Source organism: Lentiprolixibacter sp., assembly GCF_982873095.1.
On record NZ_CEYNTP010000040.1, the window covers coordinates 1 to 14,825 of the forward strand.

A 14,825-nucleotide genomic window follows, 5' to 3' on the forward strand; every position below is an offset into this window, starting at 1 on the left:
AACCATCGAGGAGGTGTATGCAATTAGTGAACTGATTGTAAAAGTAAAGGAACCCACTCCAGTTGAATATCCCCTTATTCGGGAAGGACAGGTGTTATTTACTTATTTCCATTTTGCTTCAAGTGAACCCCTTACCAGGGCCATGATGGATAGCAAGGCCATTTGTATCGCCTATGAAACTGTGGAAGATGAGGACGGTTCCCTCCCGCTGCTTACCCCTATGTCTGAAGTGGCGGGCCGGATGGCCATACAGCAGGGGGCCAAGTATTTGGAAAAGCCCAAGAAAGGTAAAGGGGTGTTGTTGGGGGGCGTTCCCGGTGTTCCCCCTGGACGGGTATTGGTATTAGGCGCCGGAACTGTAGGGATTCAGGCTGCCAAAATGGCGGCGGGCCTGGGGGCCCATGTCACTGTACTGGATGTGAACATGAAGCGCCTTCGCTATGTAAATGATATCATGCCGCCCCATGTAATGACGCAATACTCCAATGAATACAACATTCGCAAGCATGTCCGTACCCACGACCTAATCGTTGGAGGGGTGCTCATCAAAGGGGCCAGGGCTCCTAAACTAATTACCCGGGATATGTTGAAAACCATGCACCCCGGAGCGGTTATCGTGGATGTGGCTGTGGACCAGGGAGGATGTGTGGAGACAAGTAAACCCACCACTCATGAAGATCCGATCTTCATCATTGACGATGTGGTACACTACTGCGTGGCCAATATGCCCGGAGCAGTTCCGTATACCTCTACCCTTGCCCTAACCAATGTGACCCTTCCCTATGTGTTATCGCTTGCAGAAAAAGGATGGGAACGCGCCTGTTCGGAGGATGCTGCCCTGCAAAAAGGTCTCAATATTGTACATGGTGAGATTGTCTATGAAGGAATAAAAACCATTTTTCCTGAGAATCTAGAAATGGTCTGATCGTACATAATGTCAGTCTTTAAGATCCCGCCCTAGTTTGGCGGGATTTTTGTTTCTACATGTTGTAACTTTATAAAAATAGAATACGATTATGGGAACCTACTATATATTGATTGGAGCTATTGCATTAGTCAGCTGGCTGGTAAGCAGCAGGCTGAAGAGCAAGTTCAAGTATTACTCAAAGGTGCATTTGCGCAACGGGATGAGTGGTGCGGAGATTGCAGAGAAAATGCTGGAAGACCACGGGATCAGGGATGTTAAGGTTATTTCTACACCAGGGATGCTGACTGATCATTACAACCCCAGGGATAAAACTGTAAACCTGAGTGAAGGGGTATATAGCCAGCGCAACGCAGCTGCAGCGGCTGTGGCAGCACATGAATGTGGCCATGCCGTACAACATGCCACCGCCTATGAATGGCTTACCATGCGCTCCAAACTGGTCCCTGTGGTAAGTGTAACCTCCAGCCTTTCTATGTGGGTGGTTTTTGGCGGATTGATACTGGGTGCAGGAACAGGAATGGGATTTGGATTTTATATTGCCATAGCCGGGCTCATTATGATGGGACTGGCCACCATCTTCAGCTTTATCACTTTGCCTGTTGAATATGACGCCAGTAACCGGGCGCTTGCCTGGCTTCGGAATAAGAATATGGTTTCACAGGAAGAGTACAAAGGGTCACAGGATGCCTTAAAATGGGCGGCACGCACTTATTTGGTAGCGGCCATTGGTTCTTTGGCTACTTTAGTGTATTGGGGCCTGCAGGTTTTTGGTGGCCGGGATTAAGCTGCAACAATAGCTGTGAAATGCTTCTTACAGGGCTTCAGATACTTATTTGTCGGTCTATTTGCTGGGCAAGGGAAATAAACGTTTCGGTCCGGGATACCCCTTCGATTTGTTGAATTTTTTTGTTCAGGACCTGCATCAGGTGCTCGTTGTCTTGGCACAGCACCTTGATGAGTATAGACCAGTCTCCGGTGGTGTAATGGCACTCCAGGACTTCCGGGATTTTCTCAAGTTCTTTGACGGCTGCGGGATTACTCATGGCCTTATCCAGGTAGATCCCGATGTAAGCCATGGTCCTGTAACCAAGTACTTTGGGGTTGACAACTAATTTAGAACCTGAAATCAATCCGGACTTTTCCAGTTTTCGCAGGCGCTGGTGTATTGCTGCCCCGGAGATCCCGATGTCTCTGGCGATTTCGAGGATGGGGGTACGTGCGTCCTGCATCAGATGTCTGAGGATCCGTTTGTCAATACCATCGATTTTAATAGAACCATTAGGAGATCTCATGACTTATCTTCAAATTGTAATGGCAAGATAGGCTTTTTGTAACAAATCCTAACCCGCTACCGTATTGGGATTATAGCCCAAATACGGAACCTCATACTCCTGGAATACCACATCATAGCGCGATAATTCTTTGAGGATGGGAGCATAAACCTCTTTCTGTATTGGGATCTGTACCCCAGGGGTTCTGATCTTTCCATTGAGAATAGCCAGGGTAGCCATGGCTACCGGGAGGCCAACGGTTTTCGCCATTGCCGTATGAATACGGTCTTCGCCGATAACCACCATATTGGCATCGATCTGCTTCTTTTTCCCATTCAATTCATAACCCACCTGGTGATACATCACTATCATATCCTTATCCTCATCCCGCAGGGTCCAGCAATCTTCCAAAATTTGTTGCAGTAGTTGGGCTGGCGTGGCGTTTTTCCGGGTGAAATATTTGTTGGGATTAAAGATGTCCAGCTCAGTAAGTTTTTCCCACATGATATCGTCCTGATCTATTTTCAGGTAATGCCGGAGCTTTAACTCAACGGAATCTGTAGGGGAGTAGGGTAAAAAGAGATTGGTGAAATCCCGATAAGACATCCCCTCTGAATTTTCGATGGTATAACTGTCATCGGTCATTCCTAGTTGTACAAACATATTCCAAGCCTTTGAAAATCCAACCCGCCTCATGGTACCCCTGAACAGGGTGAGTGCATCTTGCAAGCCATAATCCTCGCGGTAGTTCAAAGAATCCCGGTTGGCGTAGGCTTCAAATTTGCCATAACCCGGGATGTCGAGGAATTCTGTCCGCCTGAATAGTTTGTGATAGGGAATATACTTATAGGTTCCTTCCTGTATGAACTTGGCAGCACCTCCCTGACCTGCCAGGACCACATTTCTGGGGTTCCAGGTGAATTTGTAGCTCCAGAGGTTGTTGTCGCTTTCAGGGGCCACCAATCCCCCGGTAAACGATTCGAACAACAAGATTTTCCCACCCTGATCCCGTATATCATTAATGATCTGCATGGCGCTCATATGGTCAATACCCGGGTCAAGACCAATTTCGTTCATGAAGACGAGGCCTTTTTCCTTTACCTTGGCATCCATGCTGCGTATCTCTTTGCTAATGTAGGAGGCTGTAACAAGATGCTTTCCAAACGTTAGGCAGTCCTCGGCCACTTTGATATGGAACCTGGCCGGGAGCATGGAAACCACGATATCCGCTTTCTGTATGCAGGCTGCCCTTTTCCCATCGTCGAGAATATCAAGTGCAATTACCTTGCAGGCAGGATGCGAACTTACTGAAAAGGGAACGTTATCCGGATTTACATCTGCCACCTGAAGTTCGAGCCGTTCGGGACCAGATTTTTCCAGGAAATAATCCATGAGATAGGACGTAGATTTCCCGGCACCAATGACCAGTATTTTTCTCATTGTATTGTGTCGGTGTTTTATCTTTGAGTACGTAAGCTAAGGTATCAAATTGTTATATCTATAAAAAAAACAGCTATGGAAGTTATGAACAAAACAATTTTTGGTTTCGGTATCTTTTTCGGCATTACCGCAATTATTCTGGGGGCTTTCGGCGCCCATGGCTTAGAACCCGTATTGGGAGGCAAACAGCTGGATACCTTCGAAACCGGAGTGAAGTACCAGATGTACCACGCCTTATTTTTGTTGGTTCTTGGGCAGCTCCGTATCCTATCAAAAAGGCTTGTGAACTGGGTTTTCCTGCTGACCCTTCTGGGGCTCTTTTTCTTTTCTTTTTCTATCTACGTATTGGCGACCAACGAACTCACGACTTTTGATTTCAGGGCTATAGGATTTGTTACCCCAATTGGCGGGTTACTTCTCATCAGCGCCTGGGCAGTTTTAGGCATAGGGGTGTTACGGGCAAATCCCGCGAAACTGAAGTAAGTTCAGTAAAGGGTACAAACCGGAGAGGGATGGCTCAAAAAAAACCCGGCTGGAAACCGGGGCTTTTTTATTTCTTGTTAACGCTGGTAATATATTTCTGTAATGCCATGGTCATAGACGGCGTTTCCGGGGTAGGGGCCTTAATGTCTATTCGCAATCCGGCCTGATTTGCCGCTTTAACGGTAGAGTTCCCAAATACAGCAATCCGTGTATTGTTTTGCTCAAAATCCGGGAAGTTTTTTAGCAGGGACTCAATTCCAGAAGGACTGAAAAACACAAGGACATCGTAATATACGTCGCGGAGGTCAGATAAATCACTTATAACAGTTTTGTAAAAGATACCCCTTGTCCAATTAACTCCCAATTCGTCCAGGGATTTGGGGATACTTGGCTTCAGTACATCTGAAGAAGGGAGCAGAAATCTCTCGTCCTTATATTTCTTTATGAGTGGTATCAATTCTTTGAACGTCCGTTTACCTACGTAAATTTTTCGTTTGCGGTAAACCACATATTTCTGGAGGTAATAGGCTACTGCTTCTGACTGGCAGAAGTATTTCATGGTATCGGGGACCTTAAATCTCATTTCTTCGGCTATCCGGAAAAAGTGGTCTACGGAATTCCTGCTGTTCAGGATGATGGCAGAATATTCATTGAGATCTATCTTCTGCTGTCTCACCTCTTTGGCATCTACGCCCTCAACATGGATAAAGGGCCGAAAATCGACCTTAACCTTTTCTTTTTCAATAAGACGCAAGTAAGGAGAATTCTCCATTTTAGGTTCTGGCTGCGAAACTAAAATTGTCTTAACTTTCATTTACCTTATGCATTTAGATAGTTTGCAATGATTATAAAGGGCGCAATTTCGAGAGCGCAAAGGTACAAAATAAAATAGAAAAAGTTCGCAGCTATTAATTTTAGATGGCTTTTAATTAGGGTAACCCAACCTATGACATTTACGGTTAGAATAAGGAAACCACTTACATAAACTATCGCCATCGCATCCACCCCCATATAGGTAAAAACAATATTGGAAATAAACATGACAGCACTGCTGTAGTTGAGATAGGACAACTTTTTAAAAATACATTCAGCAATAAACGTATAGTTGTCAAATACTACGGCATTTCCCAATTGTACCAATATCTTGAGGACCACAAACCCCAGGATCAGGCCAAGGATCATAAGGAAGTATAACGGGGACTGACTACTGTTGGGGCCACTTAAGATGCTTAGGATCCAATACAAATACAAGGAAAGGTTAAGAATCTGAAATGAGGTCAGGAATAAGTGAAAACCGTGTATGAGTCGGTCCTTTTTGTTGTACATAAAAACATATTTGCTATTGAAGGGCAGGATAGCAAAATTCATGAACCTGCTCCCAAAGAGCATCTTGGCTGTGACCAATACCCCAAGGCCCAGTAGTATTACCAGAGTAATCCAATCATTAGAAAGTACGGTTCTGTAGACAGGTTCCATTATTTGATCTTCACATGGTTACCGTTTAAGCCCCAATATAGGCCATTTTCGGAAAGGCTTACCTTAAAATAAACGGGGTCCCCTTTTTGCGGTTCAGGTCGTTGAAAGGTGAAATAAGTGGTGTCCCTGGCAACTAATGCTGATGTGCTCTTTTCGGTGGCCTCTACTTCTATGGGCAGGGTCTCCTGTACCTGTTTATAGGCATTGAGGTAGGTAACGGCAAAACGTATCTTCTCCAGTGGTATGGTATTGGGATAAGGATTGTAAACCTTTAACGGGATATCGCTGCCAAAGGCAAGGGCTTCTGAAGGGTCAACCAGCGACTGTAGCCTGCGGTAAGACTCAAAAGAGTTTATAAAATTGCCGTAGTAGGTCGTCCCTTTGGCATTTTGATAGCTAAAATCCCCGCTATCGCGATACCTGCTGATATAGGCAATCCGCTTTCCCTGAAATGCTGCCTCCGAGCCGTCTATAGAATATTGGTTCTTGCGAAACATTATGTTGTTCAGGGTAAAGGATAGATCCCCTGAATAAAAACCATACATGGACGCGTTGCGGTACGAATTCTCAAATACCACAGGTACATCTCCTACCTTCTCTTTCAGTTCGGCTACCCACTCCTTGTTTCCATGTGTTTCATAAATTACCGGAAAAAGCGGGGCGTGAACCAGACCTATGCGTAAAAACAACAACAGGAGTATGTTGAGGAGGCCTGTATACCAAATCCATTTTCTCGCCCTGGGCTGTTGCAGCAGGTAATTAAAAGCCAGGACGGCCATAGGGATGCATATAACAATGAGCCATTGCGTCTGCACCCTCCTTTGAAAGCTGGAAATCAGAAAGAATATCAGGACACCGTAGGAAAGAAATACCAGTGCCCGGGTAAAGCTATCGCTGATTTTAGACTTGTAAAGTGCGAGGTATATCCAGGGGAAGGTAAAACCAAATAAGACGATCAGGTTAACCCAATACCCAAGGGTAAAATCACCGAACTCATATGCGCGGTTGGGGCGCTCAAAAAGATGGTAATTGATAGAGACAAAATCATGCTCATACAACCATTTGAAATGGGGAAAATAAGCCCCAAGGGCAACTATCACCGCCAGCCAGGCCAGCGGCTGTAGTACCAGACGGAGGTTGGAAAGGAGCACAAAGAAAATGACCAGAAATGCATGGTACTTGCTGTACATCAAAGCAGCTATACAAAGGCCGAGAGCTATAGCTATCCAGAGACTGGGTGCTGCTAAAAATCTTTTGTAAATCCAAAGAAACAGCGCTGTAAAAAATAACAAAGGGGTATCCGGAAGCATAAAGAAGCCATAGGCGTGGAGAAGGGTCATGGAAAAAAGCAGAACGAAGAAATGTCGCACATACTCTTTTTTTTGTGAAGCTTCAATACAATCCCAGATCAACAGGGGGGTTCCAATCGAAAAAAGGGCGCTCAGCAGCCGAACCCCTAATTCCCCCTCAAAAATCCAACTTCCCAATTTTATCAGTGCCGCAACCATCGGGGGATGGTCAAAATACCCCCAGGCCATATTCTGGGCGTAATACCAGTAGTACGATTCGTCAAAAATCAAAGGGGTGAGGTAGGCCTGGATCAGGTTTGCAATAAGGACGATTCCCAGCAATGGCAGGAAAGGCTTTGGCAGGCGTAGTAACATACGTACGGGTTCTTCGCGTCAAAATTACAAAGAAGAAGCGGATAGCTGCAATACGCACTTTTAATTGGAAACTGTTGAGGGCCAACATCCCATAAAGTAGTACTTTTGCTAAAATTAGTACCGACCTATGTCAGACAGCTTAGTCATAATCCCTACCTACAACGAAATTGAAAATATTGAGGCAATTGTTAGGGCGGTATTTGATCTTGGAAAGGAGTTTCATATTCTTATTGTTGATGATAATTCTCCGGATGGAACAGCCAAAGTAGTGAAGGCCCTTCAGGAGGAATTCCCCGAAAGTCTTTTTCTGGAACAACGCGAGGAAAAATCTGGACTGGGTGTTGCGTACATTCACGGATTCAGATGGGCTTTGAAACGGGAATATCAGTATATATTTGAAATGGATGCCGATTTTTCGCACCGGCCTTCGGATCTGTCCAGGTTGTACAGGGCTTGTTTAAATGGTGCAGATGTGGCTGTGGGATCCCGCTACAAGCGCGGGGTTAACGTAGTAAACTGGCCGTTGTACAGGGTCCTGCTTTCCTATGGGGCCTCCTTTTACGTAAAGTTGTTTACTGGTATGAAAGTGCATGATCCCACGGCAGGTTTTGTGTGCTACAAACGTAAGGTTTTGGAGGAGATCCCTTTGGACCAAGTTAAATTTATTGGTTATGCCTTTCAGATTGAGATGAAATTCAGGGCCTACCTCAAAGGGTTTAAAATTGAAGAAGTATCCATAATTTTTACGGACCGTGAAAAGGGGAAATCAAAAATGAGCACTTCCATAATCTGGGAAGCTGTTTTCGGTGTCATCAGTATGAAAATCAGAAGCCTTTTTAAAAGAAATGGATTTTAGTTATGGGTGGAATTTTAATTAAAAATGCAGTACTGGTCAATGAAGGGCAACAGCAACAATCCGATCTCCTGATTAAGGGGAATCGCATTGATAAGATTGCTGGGCATATAGCCGCTGAAGGCCATGAGGTCGTTGATCTTAAGGGGAACCATCTGTTACCCGGAATTATAGATGACCAGGTACATTTCAGGGAACCCGGCCTTACACATAAAGGAGATATCGCTTCAGAAAGCAGGGCGGCAGTTGCGGGCGGGATCACTTCGTATATGGAGCAACCCAATACAGTTCCCCAGACCACTACCCTGGAAAAGCTGGAGGAGAAATTTGCAATGGCTGCCGGAAGGTCGGCGGCCAACTATTCCTTTCTCTTCGGTGGCACCAATGATAACCTTGAGGAACTTAAGAAGTTGGACAAAAAAAGTTGCTCCGGCGTAAAGCTGTTCCTTGGGTCCTCTACAGGAAATATGCTGGTAGATGACGAGCAGGTACTGGAGGGGATATTTCGCAATACCGAGCTGGTAATTTCGGCACATTGTGAGGACGAAACCACTATTCGACGAAACCTGGAAGATTACCGAAAACAGTACGGGGACGATATCCCTGTAAAGTACCACCCCCTTATCCGGAGCGAACAGGCCTGTTATCTGAGTTCTTCCAAGGCCATCGCCCTGGCTAAGAAGACCGGGGCCCGCTTACACGTTTTTCATCTCTCCACAGGGGTGGAGACCGACCTGTTCGTAAATGACATTCCACTGGAAGATAAAAAGATCACGGCGGAAGTATGTATCCACCACCTCTGGTTCAGCGATGCAGATTATGAAGATAAGGGCACTTTTATTAAATGGAACCCCGCAGTAAAAACCGCCGGGGATCGCGATGGACTTTGGAAAGCACTCCTGGATGACCGTATTGATATCGTAGCCACTGACCACGCTCCGCATACCCTGGAGGAAAAACAACAGGTGTATACCAAAGCCCCCTCGGGAGGCCCTCTTGTACAACACGCATTAACCGCAATGCTGGATAAGTATAAAGCAGGGGTGATTGGACTTGAGAAAATTGTGGAAAAAATGTGCCACAACCCGGCCCGTTTGTTTGATGTGCAGGAACGGGGTTTTATACGTGAAGGATACTATGCCGACCTGGTTGCTGTAAACCTCGATCAGCCCTGGATGGTAGAACGGGACAACATTGCCTATAAGTGCGGTTGGTCTCCTTTTGAAGGCCATACCTTTACTTCTAGGGTATCCCATACCTGGGTTAATGGACATCTGGCTTACCAGAATGGCACGTTCATGGAACTGCAAAAAGGGATGAGACTAACATTTGATCGCTAAATGAAGAGAGCAATATTTATTTCTTTGCTAATGCTCGCAGGCCTGGCTTGCAATGAAAAGGTAGTAGAAAAACCAGAAGACCTTATTCCCAGGGAGAAAATGGTGGACATTTTATACGACCTGTCCCTGCTCAATGCAGGGAAAGCAATAGACCCTGACGCCCTTAAGGAAAAGAATATCCAAACCATGGATTACATATACCGTAAGTACGATATAGACAGTGCCCGGTATGCGAGGAGTGACCTGTATTACGCTTCGGTTCCCCTGGAGTACGAAGCCATATACCGGACCTTGGTAAACCGACTGGAGGAACAAAAAATTCGGGTTGAGGAAGAACGGACACAAAAAAGCGATAGTGCACGTCAAAGGACGATAAACAGATCAAAGTCCGGAGATACGATCAGGGATTAAGTCCCTTTTCCTTCATATAGGCCTCGCAACATTGAGTGATTACTTCTGGTAGGTCTTCAAATTTATATGCCAGGGCATCTTTGATCTTGGCATTGCTGTAAAAGGCCTGGGAGCGCATGGACCTAGCCCCATCCCTACTTAGTTTCCGCCTTTTACCCCCGAGCATAACTCGCAACCAGTCCAGCCGCCAAAATAATTCAAGCTGCCAGTATTTGATCCTTTTCTCGGGCTTTTTGTTCTTAAACCCTTCGGCCAGGTAGCCCATCAGGGTTTTATAACTCAGGTTCTCGGCCACAAGGATGTAGCGTTCGCCCTGTATGCCTGAATTCATTAGGGCCATCATTATCGTGACGACATCATTTATGGCGACTACTCCGGTACCCCCTGGTGGATAATATTTTGGGGATTTGGCAGCCGCCTTGAAAAGCACCCCACTGCCCTGATCCCAGAAACCGGATCCGATAATTATGCCGGGATTTAAAATAACTACAGGCACCCCTTCCTGACTCCCCCGCCACACTTCCATCTCCGCCAGGTATTTTGAAAGCCCATATACATTCGAAGCTCCTTGCCATTCACTTTCCTCCGTGATATCCTGTTCTCCTTTAGAACGGGAAAGTGCAGCAATGGAACTTACATAACACAGCTTTTGCACCTTATATGCGATACAAAGGTTAACAATATTGGCGGTGCCCCGCGCATTTACGCGCTTGAGCTCGTAGAAATCCCTGGGGTCAAAAGAGATCATCGCAGCGGAATGGTAGACCTGCTCAACCCCCTGAAAGGCTTTTTCCAGATTTGGGATATCATTTAAATCGGCCTGGATCCAGTTAATGCGGTCGTAGAGAACTTCTCCCTCCTGATGGTGCTTCAAAAAGAAGTTCTTCAGACGGTCCAGATTGCTGCTCGGGCGGTAAGTTGCCCTGAGCTGGTTATTTTCCTGCGCCAGTTTTAACAGCAGGTGTGCGCCCACAAGTCCGGTTCCTCCGGTGACGAGAATCATGGCGTAAAGGTACTTATTTCGGGACGATATATTTTTGGGCTTCTGGAAGCCGGCACTGGATTTCTTTTATCTTTGCAGGAATTCTTTTTACAGAGAAAATGGCGAAGAATTTTGTTCAAGAACTGAAATGGCGCGGGATGCTTCACGATGTGATGCCCGGTACCGAGGAACATTTGTTGAGTGGAATGAAATCAGCCTATGTAGGCATTGACCCTACGGCAGATTCCCTTCACATTGGTCATTTGGTAGGTGTGATGATGCTTAGACATCTGCAACTGGCAGGGCACAGGCCTATCGCACTCATTGGTGGAGCCACTGGTATGATCGGGGATCCTTCAGGCAAATCTCAGGAAAGGAACCTCCTGGATGAAACCACCCTCAGGATGAACCAGGAAGCCATCAAACAGCAACTGTCCCGCTTTCTGGATTTTGACAGCACTTCTGAGAATGGTGCGCTCCTGGTGAATAATTACGACTGGATGAAAGCGTTTACCTTCCTGGATTTCATCCGGGATGTAGGGAAACACATAACCGTTAATTACATGATGGCTAAAGATTCTGTAAAGAAAAGGCTGTCAGCAGATGCCAAGGAGGGGATGTCTTTTACGGAATTTACCTATCAGCTGGTTCAGGGCTATGACTTCCTCTACCTCTATGAGAACTACGATTGTACCCTGCAGATGGGTGGAAGCGACCAGTGGGGCAATATTACTACCGGAACAGAGCTCATCAGGCGGATTGGCGGCGGAAAAGGTTTTGCCCTTACCTGTCCGTTGATCACCAAGGCTGATGGAACTAAATTCGGTAAAACGGAAAGTGGCAATATATGGCTGGATGCCCATCGGACATCTCCCTATAAATTCTACCAGTATTGGTTGAACACATCAGACGAGGATGCGGAAAAGTACATTAAAATATTCACCTTCCTGTCGAGAACAGATATAGAAACCCTGGTAAGTGAACATCGTGAAGCGCCTCACCTTAGAAAGCTTCAGAGAAAACTGGCAGAAGAAATCACTACTGCGGTACATTCAGCGGCTGACCTGGAGATGGCCGTACAGGCCAGTGAGATCCTGTTCGGTAAATCTACTTCGGAAAACCTCAGACAGTTAGACGAGGACACTTTCCTGGAAGTATTTGACGGCGTTCCACAAGCCCGCCTGCCGCGCACGGAGTTTGAAGAAGGGCTTGATATGATAGGGGCCCTTGCTGCCAAAACCGGATTTTTAAAATCAAACGGGGAGGCCCGAAGGGAACTTAAACAGCAATCCATTTCTGTAAATAAAGAGCGGGTTACTGAGGGCTATACCCTGGACGATAAAGACCTGATAAACAACAAATACATTCTGCTCCAAAGAGGGAAGAAAAACTATTATGTGCTGGTTATTGACTAAGGGAGCTGGGCATCATAAGGCCATAAGGTTGCACCCCCGAATATCGGAATGATCATACCTGCCCAATATTTCAAAGCTGCCTCCCACATGCCATTTGCCCAGGTCCTGTGTGGCAATAAAACTGCAGGAATACAAATTAGCCAGATCAATGATGTTTACCCCTCCTGTTTTCCCATGGGATAGTAAGGTAAGGGGATCCTCGGTATCGCGGATCAGTACTTTCATCCATGGCGGACTGGTGAATAATCCATCTCCTTTGGAATACGCCTGGGACAATAATTCCGTCATCCCATATTCGCTGTGGATGTGAGTTACCCCAAACCCTTTTTTTAGGACTTCATGTAATTCTTCTCGGATCATTTCCTTTCTTCTCCCCTTCATCCCGCCGGTTTCCATGACAATGGTATTCTTTAGCTGGAAGGTGTACTTTTCAATCAGGTCCAGAAGCGCAAAGGAAACCCCGATAATAAGGACCGGAGTTCCATGGGAATCCAGGGTTTGTAATTTCCGGGCCAGTGCCTTGTGATCATGCAGGTAGAAGCCACTTTCCGGGTGTCCGGAGGCATGGATCAAACGATTGACCATGTATACCAGGGAAGACCCTTCCCTTTCCAGGTAGGCGGGGAGGAGGGCAAGGACACAATATTGTCGCGGAGGGCCGTAAAACCGCTCGAAGGTATTCGTGAAACTCTCTTCGTATACCTCCTTTTTGGCCACATAGTGTTTGCTGGGTACCTGCCCTGTAGTACCGCTGCTGCTAAAAACAAGTTCAGGGGTAAATGTTCCTGAACATATCCGGTGGGATTTAAAAAACTGGATAGGCAGGAAGGGGATCTCTTCTATCTTGCTGATCGCTTCAGGCACCGCGCCCAGGTGGGTACAAAAAGAGCGGTAGGCGACGTTATTACGGAACTGAAAACGAAAGACTTCCAGGGCCAGAGGGCCAAATTCCGAAGGTGAGCGCCTGATGATGTCTTGGATGTCCATTGCCCTCTTTAACTCGGGTAAAAATAACCAAAATAAAAAGGCGCTGCCATAGACAACGCCTTTCCGTTACGAAGGTGAATCGGTGTTATTTAACAACCAATTTCCTGGTCATAGTTTTCTTATTCTCAATTACCTGGATTACATAAACTCCGGGAATCAGCCTGGAAACATCCAGGGCATTGTTCCGGATCCTGTCCGTAAGCACAACTTTGCCAAAAACGTCAAAAATGGAAATTTCCTTGATCCCGTTGTCCCGGGTAGTGATATAAACCACGTCGTTGTAAACAGGATTGGGGTAAAGTTTAAAACCTGCAATCTCGGTTTTGGATACAGGAGGGGTATCTGCCATTTCCTGAGCGGAAAGGGGCAAGGCAAGGCCTAAAAGTAGGTACAAGTAGATTAGCCTCATGTATATTGATTTGGGATCAATACCATAAAAATAGGCTTTTAACGAATCCTCTTAAATGAATTGTTGTGAATGGGCAGATTTTGTAGGTAAAGAAAGGCTTCGTTTCCTTTCGTCGATAAAATGATACACTTCATCGAGTACGTGGAATGCAGAGCGGAAGAGAAATGGGAGTTCTGGTGTTATTTTACGATGAGTTTCCGTGTAGCCACCTTGTCTTTTTCGATGACGCGCAGGACATAGATCCCGGCATCCAGATCGGATAAATTGAGCTCATTACCCAGGATGGTAGTCTCCTTTACGCGCGTCCCGAAAACATCAAAAATCAGTATTTTTTTCGGTGCTTTTTTAGCGGTCTCAATGTACACCTTTCCGTTGGTTACAGGGTTAGGGTACAATTTAAATCCCTCGATGTCACCCGAAGCCGGTTTTTCCTGCCCAAAACTGAACGAGAAACAAGCCAGTAAGAAGATAAGGTAAAAGTGCTTCATGCAAGGGATATAACAAAGTGTGTACCACAAAGATAGCCTTTTTGAAAACCGCGTCAAGATGGGGCTGCAAAAAATCCCTAAAAAATCGTTGAAATGCAGCTTGACTGAGGTTTTAAGCACTTAATCGATAAAATTAAGGGATTTGAGGCGATAAAATAACTGGTGGGAGTGTAAAAAATGATCCAATAGTAAGGGTTTGGATATCTCTGAATGTTAGGAAAACGTTATTCGCTTTAAATCAAGGTTAACCGCGTTATCCCTAGAAGTATTATCTTTACTTTTGATCAGATGAACCAATACCAAACCCATGAAAAAGGAAGATATCAAGATACTTCTGGTCGATGATGAACCTGATATTTTAGAAATTTTAAAATACAATCTTTCCTCACAAGGCTACCAGGTGTATACAGCAAAAAATGGGGCAGAGGGAGTGGAAAAGGCCAAGAAGAAGAATCCACATCTCATCATACTGGATGTAATGATGCCCGAAATGGATGGTATTGAGGCTTGTGAGATCATTCGGAACACCAAGGGTTTGGAAAATACAATCATCACTTTCCTTACTGCCAGGGGAGAAGATTATTCCCAGGTGGCTGGATTTGATGCGGGGGCAGACGACTACATCACCAAACCTATTAAACCCAAGGTACTTCTAAGTAAAATTAAAGCATTGTTGAG

Annotated in this window: 17 protein-coding genes; 8 read left to right on the top strand and 9 right to left on the bottom strand. The window is 45.7% G+C overall.

From position 1 onward, the window contains the following. Both ald and AC4E7D_RS04185 read left to right on the top strand, forming a co-directional pair. On the top strand, positions 1–925 hold a 925-nt coding region (gene ald / locus AC4E7D_RS04180; protein ID WP_490172552.1), incomplete at its 5' end, for an alanine dehydrogenase. A gap of 91 nt (positions 926–1,016) precedes the next feature. Continuing rightward, positions 1,017–1,712 carry a zinc metallopeptidase gene (locus AC4E7D_RS04185; protein ID WP_490172553.1) on the top strand — a complete coding sequence of 232 codons (696 nt, stop codon included), beginning with the start codon at positions 1,017–1,019 and terminating at the stop codon, positions 1,710–1,712. 37 nt (positions 1,713–1,749) lie between these two features. Here the strand turns inward: AC4E7D_RS04185 and AC4E7D_RS04190 are convergent, their stop codons facing one another. Both AC4E7D_RS04190 and AC4E7D_RS04195 read right to left on the bottom strand, forming a co-directional pair. After that, positions 1,750–2,220, bottom strand: a complete 471-nt coding sequence (locus AC4E7D_RS04190; RefSeq protein ID WP_490172554.1) for an Lrp/AsnC ligand binding domain-containing protein — start codon at positions 2,218–2,220, stop codon at positions 1,750–1,752. A gap of 48 nt (positions 2,221–2,268) precedes the next feature. Next, positions 2,269–3,639: a saccharopine dehydrogenase family protein gene (locus tag AC4E7D_RS04195; protein WP_490172555.1), complete on the bottom strand. Its 1,371-nt coding sequence runs from the start codon at positions 3,637–3,639 to the stop codon at positions 2,269–2,271. 84 nt (positions 3,640–3,723) lie between these two features. On the opposite strand from AC4E7D_RS04195, the gene AC4E7D_RS04200 reads away from it, so the two are divergent. Further along, positions 3,724–4,122 carry a DUF423 domain-containing protein gene (locus AC4E7D_RS04200; protein WP_490172556.1) on the top strand — a complete coding sequence of 133 codons (399 nt, stop codon included), beginning with the start codon at positions 3,724–3,726 and terminating at the stop codon, positions 4,120–4,122. Between the two features lie 67 nt (positions 4,123–4,189). Here the strand turns inward: AC4E7D_RS04200 and AC4E7D_RS04205 are convergent, their stop codons facing one another. The 3 genes from AC4E7D_RS04205 to AC4E7D_RS04215 are packed head-to-tail and all read right to left on the bottom strand — an operon-like array spanning position 4,190 to position 7,262. Further along, a complete protein-coding gene (locus tag AC4E7D_RS04205; protein ID WP_490172557.1) occupies positions 4,190–4,936 on the bottom strand; it encodes a uroporphyrinogen-III synthase in 747 nt (248 codons plus the stop codon). A 5-nt stretch (positions 4,937–4,941) separates the two neighbouring features. Continuing rightward, positions 4,942–5,598 (bottom strand): DUF4271 domain-containing protein, encoded by a 657-nt coding sequence (locus AC4E7D_RS04210; RefSeq protein WP_490172558.1) that lies wholly within the window; start codon positions 5,596–5,598, stop codon positions 4,942–4,944. Next, entirely contained in the window at positions 5,598–7,262 is a 1,665-nt protein-coding gene (locus AC4E7D_RS04215; RefSeq protein WP_490172559.1) for an ArnT family glycosyltransferase, read from the bottom strand. Before AC4E7D_RS04215 ends, AC4E7D_RS04210 begins: the two co-directional genes overlap by 1 nt. Before the next feature lie 127 nt (positions 7,263–7,389). On the opposite strand from AC4E7D_RS04215, the gene AC4E7D_RS04220 reads away from it, so the two are divergent. Genes AC4E7D_RS04220 through AC4E7D_RS04230 form a run of 3 tightly spaced genes read left to right on the top strand, consistent with a single transcriptional unit; the run spans position 7,390 to position 9,866 of the window. Next, positions 7,390–8,118, top strand: coding sequence for a polyprenol monophosphomannose synthase (locus AC4E7D_RS04220; protein ID WP_490172560.1), 729 nt, complete (start codon positions 7,390–7,392; stop codon positions 8,116–8,118). A 2-nt stretch (positions 8,119–8,120) separates the two neighbouring features. Then, positions 8,121–9,455, top strand: coding sequence for a dihydroorotase (locus AC4E7D_RS04225; RefSeq protein ID WP_490172561.1), 1,335 nt, complete (start codon positions 8,121–8,123; stop codon positions 9,453–9,455). Beyond that, positions 9,456–9,866 carry a DUF4296 domain-containing protein gene (locus AC4E7D_RS04230; protein ID WP_490172562.1) on the top strand — a complete coding sequence of 137 codons (411 nt, stop codon included), beginning with the start codon at positions 9,456–9,458 and terminating at the stop codon, positions 9,864–9,866. Here AC4E7D_RS04230 and AC4E7D_RS04235 read toward each other — a convergent pair. Continuing rightward, complete coding sequence (locus AC4E7D_RS04235) at positions 9,856–10,869, bottom strand: SDR family oxidoreductase (protein WP_490172563.1); 1,014 nt, start codon at positions 10,867–10,869, stop codon at positions 9,856–9,858. The genes AC4E7D_RS04230 and AC4E7D_RS04235 overlap by 11 nt on opposite strands. 98 nt (positions 10,870–10,967) lie before the next feature. Here AC4E7D_RS04235 and tyrS point away from each other — a divergent pair, with 98 nt between their 5' ends. Beyond that, a complete protein-coding gene (gene tyrS / locus AC4E7D_RS04240) occupies positions 10,968–12,263 on the top strand; it encodes a tyrosine--tRNA ligase (RefSeq protein WP_490172564.1) in 1,296 nt (431 codons plus the stop codon). A gap of 12 nt (positions 12,264–12,275) precedes the next feature. On the opposite strand, the gene AC4E7D_RS04245 is transcribed toward tyrS, so the two are convergent. From AC4E7D_RS04245 to AC4E7D_RS04255, 3 genes are all read right to left on the bottom strand, one after another. Continuing rightward, entirely contained in the window at positions 12,276–13,250 is a 975-nt protein-coding gene (locus AC4E7D_RS04245; protein ID WP_490172565.1) for a LuxE/PaaK family acyltransferase, read from the bottom strand. A gap of 85 nt (positions 13,251–13,335) precedes the next feature. Next, positions 13,336–13,659 (bottom strand): T9SS type A sorting domain-containing protein, encoded by a 324-nt coding sequence (locus tag AC4E7D_RS04250; RefSeq protein WP_490172566.1) that lies wholly within the window; start codon positions 13,657–13,659, stop codon positions 13,336–13,338. 179 nt (positions 13,660–13,838) lie between these two features. Beyond that, positions 13,839–14,147 (bottom strand): T9SS type A sorting domain-containing protein, encoded by a 309-nt coding sequence (locus AC4E7D_RS04255; RefSeq protein ID WP_490172567.1) that lies wholly within the window; start codon positions 14,145–14,147, stop codon positions 13,839–13,841. 307 nt (positions 14,148–14,454) lie between these two features. Here AC4E7D_RS04255 and AC4E7D_RS04260 point away from each other — a divergent pair. After that, positions 14,455–14,825 (top strand): response regulator transcription factor (locus AC4E7D_RS04260; protein WP_490172568.1); only part of this gene is annotated, 371 nt, incomplete at its 3' end.